The following is a 22,971-nucleotide window of genomic DNA, read 5'->3' as shown; positions in this document are numbered from 1 at the left end:
CCCTCGCCGGACTTGGTCGAACCCTTTTGAGTATTAGGCTCAAACCCTCTGTATTCTCTCCTGATTGTTTATCTTGCCATTGGTATAATTTCGGTTACTAAAAGTTAGCTAGCTCAGCAAAATACATGATTCAACGCCCAACTTTTAAGATTTTTTCAGGTAAAGCGCTTACATCGCCCCAAGTGTTATGCGTTGCGACTTTAGCGAGTAATTGAAATGTCAATTAAAGCGAGGCTTTTTGTTTTTTCGACATGCCTCAATGCTTCCCGCAAAGCATTTTCCACTTCATCTGCCTGCGTTACTTTCGCTGCATAGGCGCGGCTAGCTTTGGCTACCTGCATAAAATCTGGTACAGGCGACAACTGGGTCAGCGGCATTTGGTTGCTCCGCGCGGCGTAGCCATCAGGATAATGATCAAGCACGGATTGGCGCACAGCCCCCCACTCCGCATTGTTCAAAATGACGACCAGAATAGGCAATTCCAAAGCTTCAGCAATTTGATGGCAAACCACTGGATTGGAGAACATATAAGATCCGTCCCCCATCGTGGCGACAACGGTACGCTCCGGATCACCGAGCTTCATGCCCAAAGCTGCCGGAAAGCACCAGCCAAGGCCGCCAGCATGCGGCTCCTGATACCAAGCGGCCGGGTGATTGAGGGTCATCGGCGCCGGCGGGCAACCGAGTTCTGACAATATTGAGGCTTTTCTTCCGTCCAGGGCACGGGACAGACACAAGCTCACCCACTCCTTTGTGATGCCTCCCGCTCCCGCTTTCGCAGCAGCCAATAAAACCGCCCGCCGTTTTTCCGAATTTGCGGCCGCCCACATATCCTGCCGAGATTTTGCGAGCCCCGGAACATCAAACTCATTCAATGCCGCGTTGAGAACAAGAAGTCCAGCTTCCACATCTGACGCAAGAGCGAGATCACATTGGAAATTGCGCACCGGCACCTTACTGAACAAGGGATCCTGCCCGAGATGGATCACCTTGCAGCCAGGTTTCAATGTGTGTTTGTCCGGCGACCAAGGCGCCAGACTGTCAACGACAAGCACCACATCCGCTTGATCCAATACATCCGCCGGATTGTTCCCAGCTGCCATTGGGTGATCGAGATCCATGGCAAGACGTACCGCCCAATATTGGCAGACCGGAATACCCCAGCGTTCCGCAATCTCTGCCAGCGCAGCAAACCCCTTTTCTCCACCGGCGCCCCTTTGCGCAAAGATGACTGGCTGCTCTGCTTCGGCAATCCACTGAGCAGCTTGGTGGAACGCATCACGATCTACACCAGGTTTCGGTGCGCTCATGAGTGCAGGGGATGAAATCTGACCGGCCGGACAGGGTTCGCACAAAACCTCTCGCGGCAAGCTGACATACACCGGGCCGCGCGGCGTGGTTTCGGCCAAAGCTTTCGCCCGGTCCACCGTTTCGATCGCCTGTTCCGGGAACCGGAGTTCGTAATCCCATTTACAGGCTTCGCGCACGAGCGCCGTTTGATCCCGCATCTCTTGCCCCCAGCCGATGGGGACAGTGCGCGAGCCAAACCGTCCTTTTTCCGTTGTTGGCGTGCGCCCGGAAAACAGCATCATCGGAATGTTTTCGATGGACGCGTTGATCGCCCCGATTGCACAATTTGCAAGGCCGACATTGGTGTGCGCCATCACAGCTGCAGTCTTGCCCGTTCCCAGATAGTAGCCGTGAGCCATTGCCATGGCCGCGCTTTCATGCGGAATGACAATCGCTTGCGGCAAGTCGATATCTTTCGCTTCCGCTTCGGCCAGACCTTCGATGACCGGCGGAAAGTCCGTGCCGGAATTGGCGAAAATGTACTCAATGCCCAAAGCCTTCATCCGGCTCAGCAGCGCCCCACCGGACGTTAGAGTGGCTGCGCCGGTCTGGACGCCATCTTCGTTAGTCGGATTTTTAGGGTTTGCTACGGTCGCGTTGGTGTCGCTCATGAGGTCAATTCCAGTTTTTCAATGGCGGATTGCACGGCAAGGCGGAACACCTGCTCTTCCGGGCTCGGTTGGGTATCTGGCCGGGTCATCAGACCGATCGGGCCTTTTGTAATGTCGCTGTCAAACGGCAGCCGCACGAGATTACCGTCCACGGTTTCGTTACGCACAACGCCGGAGGAAATAATCCAGACGGCATCCGACTGGCGCGTGAAGATCCGCCCGAACGCGCCTGACACGGTCTCGATCCGGTTTGGGATTTCACCAACGCCATTGGCAATCAGGTACCGCTCAACCAGCGGTCGGATTGCAGACCCTTCGGGCGGATAAAGTACCGGCCATTCGCCAATCCGCTTGATGTCTGGCGCCTCCAGAAGCGGATGGCCGGCCCGGACAACAAAATCGACCCGTTCGGAATAAAGCTGGGTGAAGGAGACCCCCTCCATCGTCACCGGCCGCCCAAGACGGCCGATCACAAGGTCAATTTCGCCCAGCCGCAGCCGCTCGATGAGGTACCCATGCGGCCCATCCAAGATTTTCAGCATCACGTTCGGCGCCAACTCAGCGAACTCGCGCACGGCGGACGGCAAGAAACTGGCTGAAACACTTGGCAAAGCGCCGACTTTCAGCGTTGCCTTCGCCTCCTCCCCGGCTTGTTCAACCCCGTCCAAACCCTGCTGCAGGCTGGCGAGCGAAATCTGCGCGAAATGCAAAAACATTTTGCCTTGAGCCGTCAGGGAAATGCCCGCCCGGCTGCGCGTCATCAAAACCGCACCGATGATCTCTTCCAGCTCCTTCAGCGTTTTGGAAATCGCGGGCTGGGTGAGGTTTAATTTGTCGGCAGCCAGCTTGAGACTGCGCTCTTGCGCGATCTCAACAAAACACTGGATATGCCGGAACTTTATTCGCCGATCGATCATTTACTTATCCATATCGGAAATCAAATGACCCAATTTGTCATTTTACTTCACCATTTCAGGCAAACAATATGCTCAAAAATCTCGGGAGGTCTAGATGCGTACTCAAGTTGTCATTGTCGGCGGCGGCCCGTCCGGGCTCCTGCTGGGACAACTTCTTCATCTCAAAGGCATTGAAGCGATTGTTCTTGAGCGCAAGACCAGAGACTACGTTCTGGCGCGGATCCGGGCGGGAATATTAGAAACCGGCTTAGTTGATCTGATGCGCGAGGCAGGCGTATCGGAGCGCATGGACAAGGAGTGTTTTGTCCACAGCGGCACCAGCATTTCTTATGAAAACGAGTTGTTTTCGATCGACTTTGAAAAACTGATCGGCCGGAATGTCATCGTTTATGGCCAAACAGAAGTCACCCGCGACCTTTATGACGCCCGGGAGGTTGCCGGTGCAAAGACAATCTTCGAGGCCGACGGCGTTTCAATCCACGATGCGGATACCGATGCGCCCTATGTCACCTATCTCAAGGATGGCAAAGAACACCGGATTGATTGTGACTTCGTTGCTGGTTGCGACGGGTTTCACGGCGTCAGCCGCCAGACAATCCCAGACACTGTCCGCAAGGACTATGAGAAGGTCTTTCCGTTCGGCTGGCTCGGTATCTTGTCTGAAACGCCGCCGGTGCATGATGAACTGATTTATGCCAACTCGACGCGCGGTTTTGCGCTTTGCTCCATGCGCAATGAAAATCTCTCCCGATATTACGTTCAATGTGACCTCAGCGACAAAGCGGAAGACTGGAGCGATGACGCGTTCTGGGACGAGTTGAAACGGCGCTTGCCGGAAGACATTGCCGAAAAACTGGTGACCGGCTCCTCGATTGAAAAATCGATCGCACCTCTGCGGTCATTTGTCAGCGAACCGATGAGATGGGGCCGGCTGTTCTTGTGCGGCGATGCTGCTCATATCGTCCCGCCGACCGGGGCCAAAGGTCTCAACACGGCGGCCTCCGACGTGCAGTATCTCTATCATGCGCTCACCGGCTTCTATTTGGACAAGGACAGCCGCGGCCTGGATACCTATTCTGAAAAAGCGCTGGCACGGGTCTGGAAAGCCGAACGCTTCAGCTGGGCAACAACCAATCTACTGCACCGGTTCCCGGATCAGTCCGAATTTGATTTGAAGATGCAGCGCGCAGAGATCGAATCCCTTCATTTTAACGAGACGGCTCAGAGATGGTTCGCCGAAAATTATGTGGGGCTGCCTTACTGATGCGGATCGCCAGGCTCAAAAACGCAGACATTCACTGGCGCGAAGATGGTGACCCGGATGGTGCACCAATTGTCTTTGCCAATTCCCTCGGAACAGACCTGAGGCTTTGGGACAGCGTTATCAAACGCTTGCCCAAGGACGGCTACCGGTACATCCGTTTCGACAAGCGCGGCCACGGCCTGTCGTCCTGTCCACCGGCTCCGTACTCCATCACCGAACTGGTTGATGATCTAGAAGGCTTGTTGAAGCAAATTGGCGTAACGCGCTTTGCTTTCATCGGTCTCTCCTTTGGCGGCATGATCGGCCAGCTGCTCGCACACCGCCATCCAGATCGTGTGACCTGCATGGTTCTCGCCTGTACAGCGGTCAAAATGGGCACGCCGGAGATGTGGCAGGACCGGATCAAATCCATCCAAACAGGCGGATTGGAGAGCCTCGCGGATGCTGTGATGGACCGCTGGTTTTCCGGCCCATTCCGCCATTCAGACGAATGCCTGGCCTGGATGCATATGCTGACGCGCACGCCCGCAGAGGGCTATATCGGCTGCAGTACGGCCCTTGCCGCAGCCGATCTTTCAGCGACGACTGCGAGCCTGTCCTTGCCAGTACTTGGGATTGCGGGTTCACAAGACCTTGCCAGTCCGCCGGAACAGGTGCGTGCCACCACCGATTTGATCGCCGGCAGCCAGTTCATTGAAATTCCAGATGCCGGTCATCTGCCCTGTGTCGAACAGCCAGATCTGTTTACGGCCCATGTTCAAAAATTTTTTGAGGAGAGCGCTCATGTCTGACCGGTATGAGCAGGGCCTAAAAGTTCGCCGGGCGGTTCTTGGCGATGCCCATGTGGAGCGGGCAGAAGCCAGCAAGACAGATCTCGACGCGCCCTTTCAAACCTTGATCACGGAAGGGGCCTGGGGAACAGTCTGGGCGTCGGACGGCATCAGTGCACGTGAGCGGTCCATGCTGACATTGGCGCTTTTGGCTGCCCTTGGAAATTTTGAAGAAATCGCTATGCACATCCGGGCAACAGCCCGCACCGGCGCCAGCAAGCAAGACGTACTGGAGGCCTTTCAGCATGTCGCGATTTATGCTGGAGTTCCAAGAGCCAATCAGGCGCTCAAGATCGCCAAAGACACCTACGCGGAAATGGAACAGGAGGATACAAAGCGCTGAAGTCCAGCTGCTTTGTATCGAGGGAGACTTTGATGAAACCAGGCCCCTACTTTCAGCGCGACCGGCAATGGCAGCCGCCTGCGCTGACACCGGACTATAAAACCAGCATCTCCCGGTCACCGCAATATTCACTGATCAGTCTGGAAACGACGGTCAGCGAAATCACGGGACCGGTCTTCGGGCACAACGACATCGACCCGATCGACAACGATCTCCTGGTGAACTACGCAAAACCTGGTGAAAGCCCGATCGGTGAACGCATCATATTGCATGGCCGGGTTCTTGATGAAAATGCCAAACCGGTTCCAAACACTCTAGTGGAAATCTGGCAGGCCAATTCCGGCGGACGCTACCGGCACAAAAAAGACACCTATCTGGCGCCGATCGACCCAAACTTTGGTGGCTGCGGCCGTACCCTTACGGATGAAAACGGCTACTACGCCTTCCGGACGGTGAAGCCCGGCGCCTACCCCTGGCGCAATTGGGTCAACAACTGGCGCCCGGCCCACGTGCATATGTCGGTCTTCGGCTCAGCCTACGCTCAGCGGCTGATCACACAGTGTTATTTTGAGGGCGATCCGCTGATCGCCAAATGCCCGATTGTGAACTCCATTCCAGATCCAGATGCCGTGGATCAGCTGGTGGCCGTTCTGGATCTCAATGCGACCGTACCTCTCGACACCATTGCCTACAAATTCGACATCGTTCTGCGCGGTCGACGCTCGACACTGTTTGAAAACCGTCCGGAGGGCAACTGACTATGCGCCAGACACTGGACTATCTTAAAGAAACACCGTCCCAGACCGCAGGACCCTATGTGCATATTGGCCTGGCACCAGGGGCAGCCGGATTTGACATCTACAAACAGGAACTCGGTAAAGACATCGCCGGACCGAATGCCAAGGGCGAGCGCATCCGGATTGAAGGCCGGGTGATCGACGGCATGGGTTCCCCCATCAAGGACGTGATGCTGGAAGCCTGGCAAGCGAATGCGGCCGGTATTTACGCGCATCCGGAACATCCAGGTGCTGTTGAAGATGGATTTCGCGGCTGGGGCCGTATCATCACGGATTTCAACACCGGCGACTGGGGTTTTGACACCATCAAACCGGGCGCCGTGACGGATCAGAATGGCCGCACCATGGCGCCGCACATCAGCCTTTGGATCGTCGCACGCGGCATCAATGTCGGTTTGCAAACCCGGCTTTATTTTTCCGATGAAGAAGCTTCCAATGCAGCGGATCCCGTGCTCAACCTGATAGAGTGGGAACGGCGCCGTCAAACACTGATCGCTGCGCGGACAGAACAAGACGGTAAACCTGTCTACCGGTTCGATATCAAGCTGCAAGGCGAAGACGAGACGGTGTTTTTTGATATTTGAGGCCAAAATGACCAAACCTTGCATTATTTGCGTTGCCATCACCGGCTCAGTACCGACCCAAAAAGACAATCCGGCTGTGCCGATCACAGTTGCCGAACAGCTGGAAAGCACGCAAGAGGCCTTTGAGGCCGGCGCTTCGATCTGTCATGCCCATGTGCGCAACGACGATCAGACCCCTTCTTCCGATCCGGAAAAGTTCGCCCGGCTGAAAGAAGGGCTGGAGAAATTCTGCCCTGGCATGATCATTCAATTCTCGACTGGCGGCCGCTCCGGAGCAGGGAAAGCCCGTGGCGGCATGCTGCCGCTGGAACCGGATATGGCCTCGCTCTCAGTAGGGTCGAATAATTTTCCGACTCGGGTCTATGAAAACCCGCCCGATCTGGTGGATTGGCTTGCGAGCGAAATGCGCGAGCACCACGTCAAACCGGAAATCGAGGCCTTTGATCTCAGCCATATCCATCAGGCGGCAGCGATGAACAAGGACGGCCGCATTCCCGGCAGGCTCTATGTCCAATTTGTCATGGGCGTGAAGAATGCAATGCCCGTCGATAAGGATGTCTTTGATTATTACATCAAGACGGTAACCCGGCTGGCGCCGGACGCGGATTGGTGTGCCGCCGGCATCGGGCGCAATCAGTTGATGGTCAATGAGTGGTCGATTGCCGCCGGCGGGCACACAAGAACCGGTTTGGAGGACAACATCCGGCTCGACAAGGACACCCTTGCCCCGTCCAATGCAGCGCTGGTGAAGCGGGCTGTCGACCTTTGCGAAAAGTACGAGCGGCCGGTGGCGAACTGGCAGACAGCCCGTGAGATTCTGGACATCCCGTTAAAGGCTGCTTGACGCTCTGGAGCCTTTTTTGTCTGACTGTAGGTGCCATGCCTGTTTCCCTGTTTTCCAGCGTAGTTTTTTGCGACCTTTATTCGGATAAAGAGCTCGCTCCACTGCTCGATGATACCGCCGACATCCGGCGCATGATCCGTTTTGAGCAAGCCTTGGCAAAAGTGCAGGGTCAACTTGGGATCATCCCAACGGATGCGGCGGCCAAGATCGTGACTGCGCTGGAAACTTGCGAAATCGGCCCGGAAGAGTTGACTGCTGGCACGCGATCGGCTGGAATACCTGTTCCCGCTCTGGTCGCTCACTTGAGAAAGATTGCGGGCGAAGACGCCGGAACCTGGCTGCATTGGGGAGCAACCAGCCAGGACGTCATGGACACGGGCTTTATCCTGCAGGCAAAGAGCTGCCTGGATGTTTTGGAAGTGCGCCTCGGGACGCTGATCAGCACGCTGGAAACCGGAAGCCTGCGCCATGCGGACCAGCTTCTGGCCGGACGGACCCGATCTCAGATTTCAACACCCATCACTCTCGGTTACCGGATCGCCCAATGGGCGCATACGCTGATTGATGCGGAAGCACATCTGCCGTCTCTCCGGAAAAAAGTCCTGAAAATCCAATTTGGCGGTGCGTCTGGGGTGAACAGCGCGGTCGCACCGGACGGCCAACGCATTGCCGAAGCGCTCGCCGAGGAGCTGAGCCTGGAAGTCTCACCTTCCTGGCACACCAACCGCTCCGGCATATTGGCACTATCTGCGTGGCTGCAGACAATGTCGGCAGGCCTTGCGAAAATGGCCGGAGATCTGATCCTTCTCGGGCGTTCAGACATTGGCGAAGTCGCATCCGGCACCGGAGGCGGCTCGTCGACCATGCCGCAGAAATCAAATCCTGTTCAGGCCGAAGCCATCCTGACCCTGAACAGCAGTCTATTGGCCGCAGCCAATGGGCTTTCGGCTGCGGCCAGTCCGCTTGAAGAACGGGACGGCGCTCGTTGGCCGCTGGAATGGGCTTTCCTGCCGCAAATGCTGATCGCCTGCGGTGCGGCGCTCCGCCATGCGCAATCTTTGGCCGATAGCTTGCGCCCGAACCCGTACCGGATTGCTGAAAGTTTCAAAAACAATCCGGAAATCATGGCGGAGGCAGCAAGCTTTGCGCTTGCCCGATCTGGTGTTCCGCGCGCTGAAGCCAAAGACATCGTCGCTGCTGCTGCTGCCGCCACAAACGTTTCTTTTGAAGATACTTTGCGCGAAAACGCTCCAGACGGAATCGATTGGGACAGTGTCCTGGACCCCAAGTCGGTGATCCCGGCCTGCAAAGACATGTCCGCTCAGATTTTTGCCAAGCGGACACAATAGCTCGCTTAATTTCAGCTCAAAACTCTTGGCAGCCAGAGCGTCAGTGCCGGAAAACTCACCAGAAGCACAACACGGACGAGCTCGGCCCCGAAGAACGGCGCAACGCCCTTGAATGTCTCGATCATCGGTGTGTCGCGGGCAAGCGAAGATATCACGAAGACATTCATGCCCACCGGCGGCGTGATCAGCCCAAGCTCCACCACAATGAGCGCCAGGATCCCGAACCAAATCTTCAGGTCCTCGGTGCTCATGCCATAGCCGGCACCGTCTGCACCTTGGTAGAGACCGCCGTTGATCTCCACCAGAACCGGCCAGAAGAATGGGATCACCAGCAGGATCATCGACAGGCTGTCCATCAGGCAGCCAAGCACGATCAATGCAATCAACAGCAGAATCAGAACCGTCATCGGCTCCATGCCGGACCCAGCAATCCAGGCGGCGGTTTCCTGTGGCAGGCGGACCCGGGACATGAAGATTTTCAAAAGTTCCGCGCCCAGGATAATCAGGTAGATCATACCTGACGTTGATGCGGTTTCTTTTAGCGCCGCGACAAAGTCCGGTTTCGACAACTTGCGCTGCGCAACGCCGAACACAAGGACCAAAAACACACCTGCAGCCGCAGCAGGGGTGGGATTGAAAAAGCCGAAGTATATCCCGCCGATCACCAGCGCGAAGATAAACAGGACCGGTATCATGCCGGCCGTCGCCTCGATGAACTCCTGCCGGTCAGGCTTGCCGCCTTTGGGGCCGGCTTCCGGTTTGATCGCGACATAGATGGCGATGGTCAAGAGGAACAGGATCACCGCCAGAAAGCCGGGCAAAAACGCAGCCATGAACATCGTGACGATGTTGGCTTCTACAATGATCGCATAGATGATCAGAACGACGGAGGGCGGGATGAGAATGCCCAAAACACCGCCCGCCGCCAAAGTGCCGGTCGCGAGCGCGCCGGAATACTTGTAGCGGCGCAATTCCGGCAGGGCGACCTTGCCCATGGTGGAGGCGGTGGCAAGGGAGGAGCCGCAAACTGCCCCAAAACCCGCGCATCCGGCAATGGCGGCCATGGCCGTACCGCCGCGCAGCCAGCCAAGCCAGGCATTGGCACCGCGGAACAGGGCCTGGCTGAGCCCGGTCTTAGAGGCGATTGCGCCCATCAGCACGAACATCGGCACAACGGACAGGTCGTAAATCGAAAACTGGCCATAAGCCAAAGTCTTCAGCTGACTGAAAACAAGCGCCGGGCCGTTCAGCAGCATGGTGCCGACCCCGCCGACCAGGATCATGGCATAGGCAATCGGAATGCGGATGGCGATCAGGATGACCAGGGCGACGAGCCCGCCCACGCCCAGAAGAACAGCGTCTGCCATTTATTATTATCCTTTCGACAGAGCCGACGTGTCGCGCATCAGGGTGACCAGCGCTGCCAATGCGAGCAAGGCCAGAGAGATAAGGATCGGCACGAACGCCATCCAATGCGGAATTTGCAGGATCGTTGTTGTGTAGCCGTATTCCTTCTGATCGAGCATGCCGTAATACATGCGCCAGATGAGAAGGCAGGCAAAACCAAGGGCAGTCAGCGAGCCGAGCAGCGTGAAAAAGGCAATCAACCGCTTCGAGGCTCCAGCTGTGAAAATATCGGCTGACACATTTGCGCCTGTCAGCTGGCAGTAGGGCAGAAAGGCAAAAACGGCAATCGCAACGCCCATTTCAGTCAATTCAAAATCACCTGGGAACGGTTTTCCAAACATCGCCCCAATGATGGACGCCATGTTCACGGCGACAACGAGCAGCAGAACAAGGCCGCCGGCCAGAGCCCAATAGGTGATGATCTGGATGGCAATCCCGGTAAAGCCGGGACCGCCTTTCATATCATTTGCCGGCATCAGTTGGACGCATTCTTCGCGATCGCGGCCCGTGCCTTGTCGACCAGCACTTCACCATCAATGCCCTTACCGGAAACTTCTTCGACCCAGCGGCCGACAACCGGCTCAAGCGCTGCATTGAATTCGGCAGTTTCTTCTGGGGTCAGCGTGATGTGTTTGTTGCCGGCCTTGACGGCCAAACCAATGCCAAAATCATCGGCCCCGGCCCAGATATCGCCGACCTGCTTGGACCAGGTGGCATCAGACGCATCGCGGAACGCCTTTTGGACATCCGCCGGCAGGCTGTCCCAACGGTCTTTGTTCATGGAGACCTGGAAGACGGTGGTGCCAAAGCGCTCTTTATCCGCACCTTCAATCTGATATTCGGTCTGTTCTTGGATTTTCAACGGAGGGATGATTTCCCACGGGATCAGCGCCCCATCAATCACGCCCTTTTGCAGTGCCGGCGGCAATTCCGGAACCGGCATGGCGACCGGAGACGCGCCCAGCGCCTCAATCACCCAGGCACCCGTACGGGTCGGAATGCGCATCTTCTTGCCTTCAAGATCGGCAACTTTTCTGACTTCCGCATCGCGCATGTGAATGCCCTGACCGGCATGCACATGGAGGAACATCACTTCAACGCCCTTGTAGTCGTCTTTGAGATCGCTCTCAAAAAGCTCTTTCAAAGCAAGGTTGGTCGCTGCCGTGTCGTTCTTGTGCACACCCGGCAGCTCAAAAACTTCGGAGCGCGGGAAGAGGCCCGGCGTATAGCCGTTCACAGTCCAGACAAGATCGACAACACCATCACGGACCTGGTTGATCAGCTCCGGCGGACGGCCGCCAAGTGTCATGGCCGGATAAATTTCAATCGCAATCTTGCCGCCGGAATTTTCCTCGACCTGCTTGGCCCAGGGCGCCAGCATTTTGGAATGTGCCGGAGCTTTCTCACTCAGGAAATGATGCAGTTTGAACTCATAGTCCGCTGCGTTCACCGATGTCGCGCCAACCGCCAGAAGCGCCGCGCCGAGTACCGCCTTAAAGTCCATGATTTTTCCTCCTCCTGGGCCGGCCCATTTGTTTGTGTTCAGGCTCGGCTTGGCCGCGCGGGCCGCCGCGCATTCTTGCTGGACATCAGCTTATCCGGATTGTTGCGCCCTTGGCACGCCTCTCTCAATAAAAAGCTTCATCCAGCCTTGATCCGGAGACACGTCTCCACCGGTTTTCAGTTTTTGCTAATTCAGATGGGAATGTAAAATGACATCACGAGGGAGTTAGTTATCTTTTTTGGAAAGTAATTAATTCCCCAATCCGATAATTTGTCGTCGGCGCGGGCCATATGAAATTGGCAAAGTAAGAGATGAAACTATGAACCAGAACAGCATTTAGGCGCAATGAAGCAAGATAGCCTCTATCTGATTTCAACACCTTCCAAAGGAACGTACCACTCACAAGCGTTTTGCAATCCTTTTTTCTGCCCGCCTGAGAAACGGTTTGGTCGCGGATTACCCCACACTTCTCCATGATATGGGTTATCCGGAATTGGGTCATAGCCAATCCATAAATTCAAAGCCCGAGCAGCGCTGGCTAGAAAAGACACGGATCCTGTAAATACGGGAGTGGTTACATACTCGTGAGGATCAAGGTCATCCGCGATGATTCTCGCCTCGACGTCTACGGACATGCCGCCATTAGGACCCGATGACGGTGAAAACGCCTTCGAGGAAACACGACTGCAGTCGCGATTGTCATCCCTGATTATATGTTGAACGGGATTAATGCGTCGAATAATAGTTTGATCAGGGGAAATATCGTCTTCGTCGTATGGTTCTGCCGACAAATGCCTTAATTCCCCGTCTGTTGTAGATCAATCCGCGCTTGACCCAACACCTCAATCCAATCGGCTAGCTCTGAGAAGTCGCTCTGAATTTCGATCTCTTCATCAATGCCTGATTCGTGATTGCATCGAGTTGCGATGACCAAGTAAGGAGCAAGCACATCTATTTCAATATCGAAACCGTTCATATGCCACTCAAGTTGCAAAGTGCCATCCGCACCGGGAACCAATTGAGGCGCGGGAACGCTATCGATACATAGTCGTTCGATCAAGTTGGCGGCAAATTGAGCACAGTTAAATGTAACAGGTTGTCCGTTATATCCATCCCAGCCAAGAGGAAGGGAAGTCAGTTCATTGAAACGATCTTCTAAGCCTTGAATCCACAAGGAATTCGGATTTTGAATGCGAACAGGCGTAGCCCGAAAAGACAGGCTAGAGACATTGCCATCGCCAGCTTGATAGTTCGCAATTTCATCCTGATAAACAGAGCTCTTCACAACTGCCACATTCATCGAACTACTCCCCATTCTTCATGTGCATTTTCGGTTGTGATCTCGCCAAAACGAGTGACGATTGCTTCGCGTCCGCCCGCAAGAAACCTCATAGCTGATGCTATATCATTCCCTCTCGGCTTTCCCTTATATGTCAGCGTCAACCTAATTGCTTTTTTCTTACCATCTACAGCAAAAACTGATTGAATATCATGCTTTAGTCGAGCGAATGGCCTATTTTCTTTGTCGTTTATTACTTCACTAAAACTAAGAATCAAACCTTCCAAGTTCAACTTTAGGTCATTCCAGAGGCTTAGCCAATTACCAATATCAGCAAAATCATCAACGGGAATAATATTGATGTAGGTCACTTCTGCCTGGTTAACATCGATCACGTATCCAAACTGTTTCGAGAAGTGACTAGCTAGCTTTTGTAGATTGTTTTCGAATGCTCCCGATAGGCCTTCGAATCGAGGGTAGGGTTGAGGATTCGGGTGCCTGCGCCAATTCGAAATCAGCCGATCTGATTGGAATTGCAATAGGTGATTGTCGTCATCGGAGATAAACCATAAACGGCTTCCGATTAATGGCGCGCCTACATGAATTCGAGGACCAGCATCAATATTTGAACCGCCGAATGTTTCGAACTGAGTTTCGATCATCGGCTGTTCGGCAATTCTAGGAAACTCCGGCCGAAACAATTCCCAAACCTTCTCAGAATGCACAGAATTGTAACCTGGAACAGGCGCAAACTGCACACTAATAACCACCTCATCCAAGGGCGGATCGGCGAAGTCGGGAAGATGCTCTGGTCGCTTCATCAAATAACCTCTTGAGATAGAAGTAGCGAAGCAAGATCCATTTTACCAGTTCTATTTACAGAATTTAACAAAAAAAGCTTGACTTTATCCTCAACATGAGTCCATGCGCAATTCATCAAACAAAAGGTTACTACACTACGTTCGAGTGGTGCCGCTGATAGGACTCGAACCTACGACCCCATCATTACGAATGACGTGCTCTACCATCTGAGCTACAGCGGCTTAGGTCTCTTCACAAAAGAGACTACCCTGATGTGCAGCGAATGACAAAACAGCGCTGCCCGAGTGGGCGGTTAATTACCGGAGCTTTCGGCCCGATGCAAGGGCTTTTCAAGGCTCCAAAAGGGATGGCCACAGGTTCGCTTCAAAGGCCCGGGCTGAGGTTCAAAACCTCGGCCAGACCGCACAGCCGCACTAGTTGAAAAAGCGCGGCCGGGCCGGTTTATCTTCACCGTCGCCGTCCTTGTCATCGGTTCCCGGATCATCGGGCATACGGGACAAGGGAAACTCGATGGGCCGGTTCAGATCGTCCGTCGCAGCGGTCTTTTCTTTGCTGGCAGCAGGCTCGGCAGTTTCTTTGGCGGCTGTTGTCTCTTCGGCCTTTTCAGGAGAGGCTGCCGTGGTATCCGGCTTATTCTCCGGTGTTTCCGTGTCTTTCGCCGCTTCTGAAACAACTTGCGTTGCGGGCTCAGAAGTGGCCGTAGGGCTGTCGGGCAGGTCTTTTAAAGCCGGTGCAAACCGGACATCGTCTGTTGTGCCTTCATAGCCTTCCTTGGCAACAGCCGCAGGTTCGGCCGATGCTGGGGCTGCCGTCTGTGTCTGGGCAGCTTTTTCAGCAGGTTGTTCGGTAGATGCAGCCTCAGCCTTGGGCCCAGCTTCCAGCTCAACCACTTTCGGCGCATCTGCTGTGGTTTCTTTCACCGGGGTCACATCCACAGGCGCTTGTTCGGAAGCTTCCGGATTTGCAGCCTCAGAGGGGCCCGGCAAGACCGGCGCCTCAAACAGGCTGTCTTCCAAAAGCATGCCTTCGTCTTCCTGCAGGCCGCTCGGCACCGCCCACTGGAAAGCATCCAGTTTGCCGGTCACCGGAGAAACCGCATGCCATTCGCCCGACACGATGCCGTCGGCAATCCAGGCCTTGTCGAGCGGTGCTTTGACCGCCCGGGCCAGCCAATCGCGCATCCGGCCCTTGTCGCCGGTTTCCGCATCTTCCAATTCCGCCATGAACAGGAACGCGGCCCGGGTCGGCTCGGACTGCAGCACTTTTTTCAGCTGCGCCCGCGCCTCATCAAATTCTCGCGCTTCCATGGCGGCCTTGGCAATGGCCATCGCCCCTTCCGGGGTATTGGCCCGTTGTGAGGAGAGCGTTTTCACCCGTTTCAAGCGGTCGACCGCTGAATCGCCGGTGCGCACATGCGCATAAGCCTCAGCCAATTCGGCATGAGGCGACAAGCGCCAGGTTGCTTCCAACACCTTGGACGCTTTGCGGATATCACCGCGGCGGGTCGCAAGGCGCGCGGTGACAACAGCGGCCGGCACAAGATCAAGCGCCAAACCATGCGCTTCTTTTGCGAGGGAGAACGCCCGGTCCGGATCGCCGCCGTCTTCCAACTTTAGCGCCAATGCTGTCAGGATGACCGCCCGCTGACGGCGGTAGGCCTTTTTATCCAAGAGCTTGGCGGCATAGTTCCGTTCAAGGCTTTTCAGCGCGTCTTCCCAATGGTGGGCAACCGCCTGATATCCAAGCACCGCTTTGCCGGCCCATTCCAGGCTGGGCGAAGCTTTGACAGCTTCTTCCGCGTAGTGACGGGCCGCCACTGGCTCTTTGTGGCGCTCGGCTTCAATAAACAATCCGTGCAGGCCCAGCGGTTTGGTCGCCGGATCATCTAACATCTCTTCAAACCGTTGCCGTGCCTCATCATCGCGGCCTGCCAGCTGTGCGGACTGCGCCAACAGCAGTTTTGTTGCAGGCTCTTCACCGAGGAGCTTGTCGGCTTCCAGGCCATGCTTGCGGGCCTGTTTGGCATTGCCGGTGCCAAGAGCGATCAACCCTTGCGACAACGCGTTGTAGCCTTTGTCCTTGCGGCGCTGTTTGAAAAACCGTCCCGCGATCTGCGGTGATTTCAAAATGACCCGGATCAACCAGACGGCAATCAGAAAGGCAAAGAGTGCAATACCGACGACAAGCGCTACCACCACAGGCGGCTGTTCCCAAACATAACCGTTCCAGCTGACAGCTATCGTTCCAGGAAGATCCGCCATCCAGGCAAACCCAAGGGTGGCCAGGAACAGCAGTGCAAAAAAGATAAGGACGCGGATCATCGGTGTCGCTCCCAAGATGCGCCGGCATATGCCGGCAATAAGGTCTCAAGTCCAAAAGGCCGTTGCCCGGCCTCTGGTTTAACTTTTCCCGGACAAGGCGTTCAGAACTTCCTGAGAGGCCTTTTCCGTCAATGCATCGACTTCTACACGCGCTTGCGCCCGGGCCGTCCAATCAGCCGCAGCTTTCTGTCCGGCATCCGGCAGCTCCTTGGAGGCTGCGATTGCTGCGCTCAGATCGCCTTTGGAAACGGCATTTTCCATCCGGCGCAGAACCGCATCCGGACCGGTTCCATCCGTATTGCCCGGTCCTCGAACAGCAACCAGTGAGCGGGCGCTTGCCAGAAAACTCTCCAGAACATCCCCTGATTCTTCAGGCTCAGAGAATGTCTGATAGACAGAGCGCGCCACATTCGGGAATTGTGCAATCAGAACAGATACCGGCTCGACACCAGTTTTGGCGTGGCTTTCCAGGGCGGAGATATCCATTCCAGCTGGGAGACCCGCTTTGACCGCAGCCAGTTCTGTTTCATACGGGCGGCCGGAATCGACAGCTGATTTCAAAGCAGAAACGGACAGCGCACGGGCTGCGGTTTCCCGGGCCGTCGCATCGCCCATGGTCGATTCCACTTGCGCCAGCCGCTTGGACAAAGCGTCGAGTTCTGCACGGACATCTTCAAGAGCGGCCGTATTCGCGGCCCCAACCGACTGAATGTCTGAGGACAGGCTCGACAAGGTCTCTGTGGCGCGAGCCTGGCTGTCGGCCAGCGTTTTGAGCGAAACATCGGACGTGGACACGGCTGTCTGGGCCGCCTTGGCGGTTGCTTCGGTGTTTTGTAGCCGGGTCTCTAATTCCGTCAATTTGGTTTCAACGGATTTGACGTCACCTTCAAGCGCGGTGACCGATCCTGAAATCTTGCCGGCCTCTGACGCGGCTGCACTGGACCCGCCCTCCAAGTCACTCAAACGGGTCTCAATCGGCCCAAGATCAACCGATGAAGCGGATTTGACTGCTTCTTCAACACTAGCCAGGCGGTCTTGCAACGGCTGCAGTTTGACCGGAGCCCCCTCACCTGACCCAGTGCTGATAGAAGACAGATCGGATTTGAGAGCTTCAACGTCTTTCTTCAAGGCATCGACTGCTGCGGCAGCGTCACTACCGCCCGCGTTGGCCGCTTCAGCAACTTTCGTCTCAAGATCCGCCACTTTGCTTTCAAGCGCTGATACTGCACTGCTGCTGTCCGGACCGGACAATTTGGTGCCAAAGTCGCTAAGTTGGCTTTCCAGCTCAGTGATCTTTTTCTGCGCCGCTGTCAGTGCACGCGTCATCTGCTGATCCGGCTCTGGTGTCAGCTTGATCAAACCGGCCTGATAGAGGCCAAAACCGCCACCGAGCACCAAGACCCCGCCGATGACTGCGGCAATCAAAACACCAAACGCGCCAACGCCATTGCTTTCCTGCGCCGCAGGCGGGTTTGAGAAGCTCGCCGAACCGGAGGTCCGTGACGTGCTGCTGGCAGACGATGGTTTGCTGGTGGAAGTGCTGGACGTTGACCCGCTTTTTCCGCTGGCCGAAGTTTCCGGTTTTGCAGTTTTTGCGGTTGATGTCGAAGAACCTGCTCCAGTGGTGGAACTACCCGTCGTCTTGGACGAGGAGTAGGAGCTGGATGGGCGCGCAGAAGACGACGTGCTTGTTTCACTCGTCTTTGATCCACTAGTTGCAGATGCCCCTGTGGCGCTTTTGGAAGAGCTTGAAGCGGAGGATGAGCTCGCTAGGTCGGCAGATTTGCCCGCAGTAGCGATTTTGTCGCTGACTTTTTCAGGCTTCAAATCAATCGTCACCGGCCGCTTGGACCCAGAGGAAGTCGACCCGGATGTTGTACTTCCCGGTTTCGAAGATGCTCCTGAATCCTTGCCATCGGATGATGTAGGACCGCCGGGAGATTTCTTATCGGTTGCCATCTTTATTCCTCCTGAACCCGGCCGGCCGCAAGATCTTCACTATACACGCCTCCTTGTGAAGCGGTACCGCTGCGGCAATGTGTCTTGCGCTGCAATACAACGACTCCCCCGGTTCTGGTTAACAATTAGCTAAGACCAGATCGATGAGTGCATCTTCCCGGGGAACCTTTGCCGTATATAAGCATCCAAAATCGCCCAAAGAACCCGCAGCCTGCCCAGAAATCGCGTAGACTGGCAAACTGGAGAAAATATGGCCAAGGCCATTATCCTTTAGCAGGGTCGTGAGTGTTTCACCTGTGCGGCGCGAAAAAATTAGCACACCTTGATAGTTTCCATCTGCCAGTGCGGCAGCAATTGTGTCCGGCAGGTCCTGAACCGGTTCCATCCGGTAGACCGGCACCGTCTGGCAGCGAAGACCACCGGTTTCCAACAACTCTCCAAGGTCTCCGGCCCGCTCCTGAGCCGCCGGATAAAGAACCGCACCGCCGCTCGTTTCTTCCTTGGAAGCCAGAATTAGCGACGCAAGCCCTGAAACATCCGATTCGGCAGACCGGACGCTTGCAAAGCCCACGTCCCGGCAGGCTTCTGCGGTCCTGTCTCCAACCGTAAAGACTGGAAGAGTTTTCATTTCCGGAAATTGGGGATGCCCCACCAGAACATCCACGGCCCGGCGGCTGGTAATTGCCAAGGCCGAGACATTGGAAAGATCAAATTTCTCAGGAGGCTGAGGTTTGAAAACCAAAAGCGGCAGTTCATCTGCAATATGCCCCAGGGCGCGCAGCCGGTCTGCCGTTCTTTTGCAGTCCGGTTGCGGCCGTGTGACAAGCAAACGCATCGAATCAGTGGCCTGCCAGAAACCCGGGACCCATCTTTAATTTCAGGGCCTCACCTGCAGCCTTGCCGATCTCGACGGCGTCAGTGACCGGACCAGAGCGGACTTCTTCATGAACCTCTGTTCCATCCGGTTTCAAGACAATGCCTTGAAGCGTCAGCACATCGCCGTCGACGATCGCCAATCCACCAATCGGTGTGCGGCAAGAGCCGTCAAGCACCGCAAGAAACGCCCTTTCCGCATCAAGCCGGACCTGCGTATCCGGGTCGTGGATTGCCTGTAGCATCTTGAGTGTTTTCTCGTCACCTTCCCGGCTTTCAATACAAATGGCACCTTGGCCGACTGCCGGAAGGAAATCCTCGGTTTCCAAAAGGCTGGTCACTTCTCCGTCAAGCCCAAGGCGCCGCAGCCCGGCATAGGCGAGCAGCGTTGCATCAACCACACCTTCAGACAATTTCCGCAAGCGGGTCTGCAAGTTGCCGCGGTACATGACCACATCGATATCCGGCCGCAACCGCTTGATCATGGCCTGGCGGCGCAAAGAGCTCGATCCGACGACAGCGCCATGCGGCAAGTCCATCAAGGTTTTTGCCTTGGGCGATAAAAACGCATCGCGCACATCTTCACGTGGAAGGAAAGCGGTTAGCGCCAATCCATCTGGAAGAACTGTTGGCATGTCTTTGGACGAATGCACCGCAAGATCGATCCGCCCATCCAGCATCGCTTCTTCGATTTCCTTGGTGAACAGGCCCTTGCCGCCCACTTCAGAGAGTGGCCGATCCTGGATCTGGTCGCCGGACGTTTTGATCACCACGATCTCGAAGGCATCTTCCGGCAGGTCGTGTGCTGCCATCAGCCGGGAGCGGGTTTCATGTGCCTGAGCCAGTGCCAGCGCGCTGCCTCTGGTGCCGATGCGCAAAGGATTTGATTGCAAGGTTTACCGTCCAAATGCTACGCCCAGCAGTGAGTGCGCCGGGTCTTAAGTGTCTTCTTGTTGACATGACCTATCACAAACCTTTGCTGCAAGACCAATGACCTTCGTCAATTCAAGCCAAGAAGATATGTGTTTGACGGTCCTGGGGATCGAAACCAGCTGCGACGAAACCGCAGCTGCGGTGGTGCGCGGCCCGAAAGACAAAGATGTTCTGTCCAATGTGATCCGCTCCCAAATTGACGAACACACCGAATTTGGGGGCGTGGTTCCAGAAATCGCGGCCCGTGCTCATATCGAGATTCTTGACCGGATCGTCGCCGAAGCGCTCCAGGACGCAAACTGTTCCTGGGATGATATTGATGCAGTTGCCGCAACCGCGGGCCCCGGTCTGATCGGCGGTGTGATCGTTGGCTTTATGACCGCCAAGGCGATTGCCATGGCGGCCGGAAAACCGCTGGTCGGCGTCAATCATTTGGAAGGCCATGCCCTGACAGCCCGTTTGACAGACGATCTGGAATTTCCGTTTTTGTTGCTGCTCGTTTCCGGTGGTCACAGCCAGTTTCTGCTGGTGCGCGGTGTCGGCGACTACAAACGGCTTGGAACGACCATCGACGATGCCATCGGTGAAGCTTTCGACAAGACAGCCAAACTGCTCGGCCTGCCCTATCCCGGCGGACCGCATGTCGAGAAAATGGCCCTTAAGGGCGATGCGACCCGGTTTAAACTGCCGCGCCCACTGCTCGACCGCCCAGGGCTCGACATGTCTTTTGCAGGACTGAAGACGGCCTTGCGTACGCAAGCCAAAAAGCTGGAACCGGTCGACGACCAGACGATCGCGGACCTTTGCGCAGCGTTCCAGCGCGCGGTCGCCGATGTGCTGGCGGCGCGGACAAAACGCGCTTTGGATCTGTTCCGGGATCGTTATCCGGAGACACCACCGGCCATTGTGGTTGCTGGTGGAGTGGCCGCCAACCAGGAAATCCGCTCCAGCCTGCTGGCCGCGGCTGAGGAAGCAGGCGCGCGTTTCATTGCACCGCCAATGGCACTGTGCACCGACAATGCGGCCATGATTGCCTGGGCAGGCATTGAACGCCTGCAACGAGGTCCCGTGGACGATATGGATCTGCCGCCCCGCCCCCGCTGGCCGCTCGACCAGACAAACGCCGGTGTCTTGGGCGCTGGCAAAAAGGGCGCCAAAGTCTGATTTTTAGAAGAGAATTCTGTCGACGAACCGGTTCGTTATTCCTTTAGAGACCGGATCTGGGCCAAGGCCGCCTGCACCTTCAATTCCAGCATCATCTCACCAATCTCAACGCTCGCAAGCGCCGGATCGCCGATAACTCCGGTTTCCCCGCCTGGAGCTAAGGCCCCTGGAACAACAGTCTCGAGGTCGCGGATCCCTCCCGGCCATAGAGCAAGAACTTCCGACGTATCGCGGATACCGGCATGGGTACCGATTTGCTCCAAGCTAAAGCCATCTAGTTCCAACGCCGCAATCTGCCGGTTTTTTTCCGGAAAATAATAATCGCCGATATGAAAAACGCTCGGAGGGCCGGACCACCACCAACCGCCATTGACCCGGTCAGCCGCTGCCTGCTGCGAAGACTGTGTGCTGCCGCTGTCCCCAATCAGATAGATGTGCGCAAACCCATGCTGGAGCAGGCTTTCAGCGGTACTGACCAAAACGTCTTGATACGTCCTTTCAGAGACCGTCAGGGTCCCGGCAAACCGCATATGCCCCGTCGGAGGATCGATGTTCCCCTCTGGGACATAGGTCACCACTGGCGCAACCAGAGTATCCCCAAGCTCCCGGGCAAGTGCTCCAGACGTGTGGCGCACCACAATATTGTGCTTGCCCAGCACCATATGCGGGCCGTTCTGCTCCGTCCCCCCGGACGGGATGATGACTTGCGTATAGCCGGCCTCAAGCGCCTTCTTCACCTCCGTCCAGGTCAGCTCTTCCAGGTGAAGCGAGGGCGGCGTGTAACTTTCCTTGGCCACGCTGTCTTGCGTCGGTCCGAGCACACAAACAAGGCAGGCGGCAAACACGGATAGAAGCTGTTTCGCCCGGGTGCTGATCCGCGCCCAAGCCCAAACGAATGGCTTCCACAACATCTCATGCGTTGCATGAAACGGATTGGCTTCCTCGCCGTTGATGCCCAGTTTGAACGTCTCTTTTTCTTTCGGGATGTACAGCGTGCCAAACAGCCAATCCCACCAGGAAAAGACCAGCCCCATGTTCTTGTCCCAGTGCCGGACCTCACTGCTGTGATGGATCTGGTGCATGGCCGGGCTCACCAGATGACCGCTGAGCCAGGCCGGATACGACAACCAAATGTGCGAATGTCGTAAGTTGTAGCCCAGCAGATAGAACAGGAAGATGCCGGCATTTATGCCGAAGATCGTCAGGATGTCGGGAGCGGGGCCCACGAACATCAACCAAAGAGCTCTTGCACCGGACTCGCAAAGAATGACGGCGGCCCCAGTGACCAGCAAATCGACCGGAGACATCCGGAAGACGGTGATCGGTGTCAGAACTTCCGCGGAATGATGGACCTTGTGGAACTCCCACAAAATGGGGACCTTATGCTGCAGGTAGTGGGTGAAAAAGATTGCAAAGTCAAAAGCAATCAGAAGCACAAATGAAAAAGCGATCATCGGCCAAAGACCAGCACTTGCCCCGTCTCCTGCTTGCGCCACCGCTGGAGCAACCCACCAATCGTGAATGCCGCTGCCCAGCCAAGCCAAGGGAGCAACAACAAGCACGCCCTTACACAGAGCCAGAAGGAAATAAAACAGATAGTCTTGTTTGGCCGACTTGTGGAACAAGATTTCCTTCGGGAAGCAGTACTTCAAAAAGGCAACAGCCGGCTTCCTGTACCGGTACAGAAGATAGGTGATCGCGAACGCACCCAACGCATATAGGAAAAAAATCCGCTCTGAAGGAACCACGATCGCCGCCAATGCTCTGACGAACGTCGTGACGGCAATCTCAAGAGTATCCATGACCTGAACCGCTGTATA

General features: G+C 55.8%; 20 protein-coding genes and 1 tRNA gene. 8 read left to right on the top strand and 13 right to left on the bottom strand.

The genetic code is table 11. The features are described 5' to 3' along the window. Positions 1 to 200: 200 nt before the first annotated feature. Positions 201 to 1,853, bottom strand: coding sequence for a thiamine pyrophosphate-requiring protein (locus tag ACOOFE_RS01145; RefSeq protein WP_420415657.1), 1,653 nt, complete (start codon positions 1,851 to 1,853; stop codon positions 201 to 203). A gap of 104 nt (positions 1,854 to 1,957) precedes the next feature. After that, positions 1,958 to 2,878 (bottom strand): pca operon transcription factor PcaQ, encoded by a 921-nt coding sequence (pcaQ, locus tag ACOOFE_RS01140; RefSeq protein WP_141184725.1) that lies wholly within the window; start codon positions 2,876 to 2,878, stop codon positions 1,958 to 1,960. Positions 2,879 to 2,972: 94 nt separating this feature from the next. On the opposite strand from pcaQ, the gene pobA reads away from it, so the two are divergent. Genes pobA through ACOOFE_RS01105 form a run of 7 tightly spaced genes read left to right on the top strand, consistent with a single transcriptional unit; the run spans position 2,973 to position 8,889 of the window. Next, complete coding sequence (gene pobA / locus ACOOFE_RS01135) at positions 2,973 to 4,142, top strand: 4-hydroxybenzoate 3-monooxygenase (protein WP_420413288.1); 1,170 nt, start codon at positions 2,973 to 2,975, stop codon at positions 4,140 to 4,142. Continuing rightward, positions 4,142 to 4,933, top strand: coding sequence for a 3-oxoadipate enol-lactonase (gene pcaD / locus ACOOFE_RS01130; RefSeq protein WP_420413287.1), 792 nt, complete (start codon positions 4,142 to 4,144; stop codon positions 4,931 to 4,933). The genes pobA and pcaD overlap by 1 nt, the downstream gene beginning before the upstream one ends. Further along, positions 4,926 to 5,315: a 4-carboxymuconolactone decarboxylase gene (gene pcaC, locus ACOOFE_RS01125; RefSeq protein ID WP_420413286.1), complete on the top strand. Its 390-nt coding sequence runs from the start codon at positions 4,926 to 4,928 to the stop codon at positions 5,313 to 5,315. The genes pcaD and pcaC overlap by 8 nt, the downstream gene beginning before the upstream one ends. 32 nt (positions 5,316 to 5,347) lie before the next feature. Then, the gene (gene pcaH / locus ACOOFE_RS01120; protein ID WP_420413285.1) at positions 5,348 to 6,073 is read left to right on the top strand and encodes a protocatechuate 3,4-dioxygenase subunit beta; all 726 of its coding nucleotides are present in this window, start codon (positions 5,348 to 5,350) and stop codon (positions 6,071 to 6,073) included. 2 nt (positions 6,074 to 6,075) lie between these two features. Beyond that, positions 6,076 to 6,696 carry a protocatechuate 3,4-dioxygenase subunit alpha gene (gene pcaG / locus ACOOFE_RS01115; RefSeq protein WP_420413284.1) on the top strand — a complete coding sequence of 207 codons (621 nt, stop codon included), beginning with the start codon at positions 6,076 to 6,078 and terminating at the stop codon, positions 6,694 to 6,696. Between the two features lie 7 nt (positions 6,697 to 6,703). After that, complete coding sequence (locus ACOOFE_RS01110; protein ID WP_420413283.1) at positions 6,704 to 7,540, top strand: 3-keto-5-aminohexanoate cleavage protein; 837 nt, start codon at positions 6,704 to 6,706, stop codon at positions 7,538 to 7,540. A gap of 35 nt (positions 7,541 to 7,575) precedes the next feature. Beyond that, complete coding sequence (locus ACOOFE_RS01105; protein WP_420413282.1) at positions 7,576 to 8,889, top strand: lyase family protein; 1,314 nt, start codon at positions 7,576 to 7,578, stop codon at positions 8,887 to 8,889. Between the two features lie 11 nt (positions 8,890 to 8,900). Here the strand turns inward: ACOOFE_RS01105 and ACOOFE_RS01100 are convergent, their stop codons facing one another. The 10 genes from ACOOFE_RS01100 to hemC form a co-directional block, all read right to left on the bottom strand. After that, entirely contained in the window at positions 8,901 to 10,256 is a 1,356-nt protein-coding gene (locus ACOOFE_RS01100; RefSeq protein ID WP_420413281.1) for a TRAP transporter large permease, read from the bottom strand. A gap of 6 nt (positions 10,257 to 10,262) precedes the next feature. Then, a complete protein-coding gene (locus ACOOFE_RS01095) occupies positions 10,263 to 10,757 on the bottom strand; it encodes a TRAP transporter small permease (RefSeq protein WP_420413280.1) in 495 nt (164 codons plus the stop codon). 14 nt (positions 10,758 to 10,771) lie between these two features. Continuing rightward, positions 10,772 to 11,800, bottom strand: a complete 1,029-nt coding sequence (locus ACOOFE_RS01090; RefSeq protein WP_420413279.1) for a TRAP transporter substrate-binding protein — start codon at positions 11,798 to 11,800, stop codon at positions 10,772 to 10,774. Between the two features lie 796 nt (positions 11,801 to 12,596). Further along, complete coding sequence (locus ACOOFE_RS01085) at positions 12,597 to 13,100, bottom strand: hypothetical protein (protein WP_420413278.1); 504 nt, start codon at positions 13,098 to 13,100, stop codon at positions 12,597 to 12,599. Beyond that, entirely contained in the window at positions 13,097 to 13,900 is an 804-nt protein-coding gene (locus ACOOFE_RS01080; RefSeq protein ID WP_420413277.1) for a TIGR04255 family protein, read from the bottom strand. Before ACOOFE_RS01080 ends, ACOOFE_RS01085 begins: the two co-directional genes overlap by 4 nt. A 146-nt stretch (positions 13,901 to 14,046) precedes the next feature. After that, a tRNA-Thr gene (locus tag ACOOFE_RS01075) sits at positions 14,047 to 14,122 on the bottom strand. Between the two features lie 192 nt (positions 14,123 to 14,314). Then, the gene (locus ACOOFE_RS01070; protein ID WP_420413276.1) at positions 14,315 to 16,222 is read right to left on the bottom strand and encodes a heme biosynthesis HemY N-terminal domain-containing protein; all 1,908 of its coding nucleotides are present in this window, start codon (positions 16,220 to 16,222) and stop codon (positions 14,315 to 14,317) included. 78 nt (positions 16,223 to 16,300) lie between these two features. Beyond that, positions 16,301 to 18,181, bottom strand: a complete 1,881-nt coding sequence (locus ACOOFE_RS01065) for a mitofilin family membrane protein (protein ID WP_420413275.1) — start codon at positions 18,179 to 18,181, stop codon at positions 16,301 to 16,303. Positions 18,182 to 18,299: 118 nt separating this feature from the next. Next, on the bottom strand, positions 18,300 to 19,016 hold the full coding sequence (locus ACOOFE_RS01060; RefSeq protein ID WP_420413274.1) for a uroporphyrinogen-III synthase: 717 nt from the start codon (positions 19,014 to 19,016) through the stop codon (positions 18,300 to 18,302). A 4-nt stretch (positions 19,017 to 19,020) separates the two neighbouring features. After that, entirely contained in the window at positions 19,021 to 19,947 is a 927-nt protein-coding gene (hemC, locus tag ACOOFE_RS01055) for a hydroxymethylbilane synthase (protein WP_420413273.1), read from the bottom strand. A 133-nt stretch (positions 19,948 to 20,080) separates the two neighbouring features. Here hemC and tsaD point away from each other — a divergent pair, with 133 nt between their 5' ends. Beyond that, positions 20,081 to 21,151: a tRNA (adenosine(37)-N6)-threonylcarbamoyltransferase complex transferase subunit TsaD gene (gene tsaD, locus ACOOFE_RS01050; RefSeq protein WP_420415656.1), complete on the top strand. Its 1,071-nt coding sequence runs from the start codon at positions 20,081 to 20,083 to the stop codon at positions 21,149 to 21,151. Positions 21,152 to 21,186: 35 nt separating this feature from the next. Here the strand turns inward: tsaD and ACOOFE_RS01045 are convergent, their stop codons facing one another. Further along, the gene (locus ACOOFE_RS01045; protein ID WP_420413272.1) at positions 21,187 to 22,953 is read right to left on the bottom strand and encodes a creatininase family protein; all 1,767 of its coding nucleotides are present in this window, start codon (positions 22,951 to 22,953) and stop codon (positions 21,187 to 21,189) included. Positions 22,954 to 22,971: the final 18 nt, after the last annotated feature.

It is taken from the genome of Roseibium sp. (assembly GCF_965216085.1).
In the GTDB taxonomy this organism is placed as follows: Bacteria; Pseudomonadota; Alphaproteobacteria; order Rhizobiales; family Stappiaceae; genus Roseibium.
The sequence above is the reverse complement of the archived record's forward strand: the minus strand, read 5'-3'. Positions and strand labels throughout refer to the sequence as shown.

Excerpts from the sequence above, each read along its gene's own strand:
- ACOOFE_RS01080 (WP_420413277.1), bottom strand. The coding sequence starts at position 13,900 with ATGAAGCGACCAGAGCATCTTCCCGACTTCGCCGATCCGCCCTTGGAT.
- ACOOFE_RS01105 (WP_420413282.1), top strand. The coding sequence starts at position 7,576 with ATGCCTGTTTCCCTGTTTTCCAGCGTAGTTTTTTGCGACCTTTATTCG.
- ACOOFE_RS01100 (WP_420413281.1), bottom strand. The coding sequence starts at position 10,256 with ATGGCAGACGCTGTTCTTCTGGGCGTGGGCGGGCTCGTCGCCCTGGTC.
- ACOOFE_RS01070 (WP_420413276.1), bottom strand. The coding sequence starts at position 16,222 with ATGATCCGCGTCCTTATCTTTTTTGCACTGCTGTTCCTGGCCACCCTT.
- pcaH (WP_420413285.1), top strand. The coding sequence starts at position 5,348 with ATGAAACCAGGCCCCTACTTTCAGCGCGACCGGCAATGGCAGCCGCCT.
- ACOOFE_RS01095 (WP_420413280.1), bottom strand. The coding sequence starts at position 10,757 with ATGAAAGGCGGTCCCGGCTTTACCGGGATTGCCATCCAGATCATCACC.
- ACOOFE_RS01085 (WP_420413278.1), bottom strand. The coding sequence starts at position 13,100 with ATGAATGTGGCAGTTGTGAAGAGCTCTGTTTATCAGGATGAAATTGCG.
- pcaD (WP_420413287.1), top strand. The coding sequence starts at position 4,142 with ATGCGGATCGCCAGGCTCAAAAACGCAGACATTCACTGGCGCGAAGAT.
- ACOOFE_RS01145 (WP_420415657.1), bottom strand. The coding sequence starts at position 1,853 with ATGAAGGCTTTGGGCATTGAGTACATTTTCGCCAATTCCGGCACGGAC.
- ACOOFE_RS01110 (WP_420413283.1), top strand. The coding sequence starts at position 6,704 with ATGACCAAACCTTGCATTATTTGCGTTGCCATCACCGGCTCAGTACCG.
- pcaG (WP_420413284.1), top strand. The coding sequence starts at position 6,076 with ATGCGCCAGACACTGGACTATCTTAAAGAAACACCGTCCCAGACCGCA.
- ACOOFE_RS01065 (WP_420413275.1), bottom strand. The coding sequence starts at position 18,181 with ATGGCAACCGATAAGAAATCTCCCGGCGGTCCTACATCATCCGATGGC.
- ACOOFE_RS01060 (WP_420413274.1), bottom strand. The coding sequence starts at position 19,016 with ATGCGTTTGCTTGTCACACGGCCGCAACCGGACTGCAAAAGAACGGCA.
- pcaC (WP_420413286.1), top strand. The coding sequence starts at position 4,926 with ATGTCTGACCGGTATGAGCAGGGCCTAAAAGTTCGCCGGGCGGTTCTT.
- pobA (WP_420413288.1), top strand. The coding sequence starts at position 2,973 with ATGCGTACTCAAGTTGTCATTGTCGGCGGCGGCCCGTCCGGGCTCCTG.
- pcaQ (WP_141184725.1), bottom strand. The coding sequence starts at position 2,878 with ATGATCGATCGGCGAATAAAGTTCCGGCATATCCAGTGTTTTGTTGAG.
- ACOOFE_RS01045 (WP_420413272.1), bottom strand. The coding sequence starts at position 22,953 with ATGGATACTCTTGAGATTGCCGTCACGACGTTCGTCAGAGCATTGGCG.
- ACOOFE_RS01090 (WP_420413279.1), bottom strand. The coding sequence starts at position 11,800 with ATGGACTTTAAGGCGGTACTCGGCGCGGCGCTTCTGGCGGTTGGCGCG.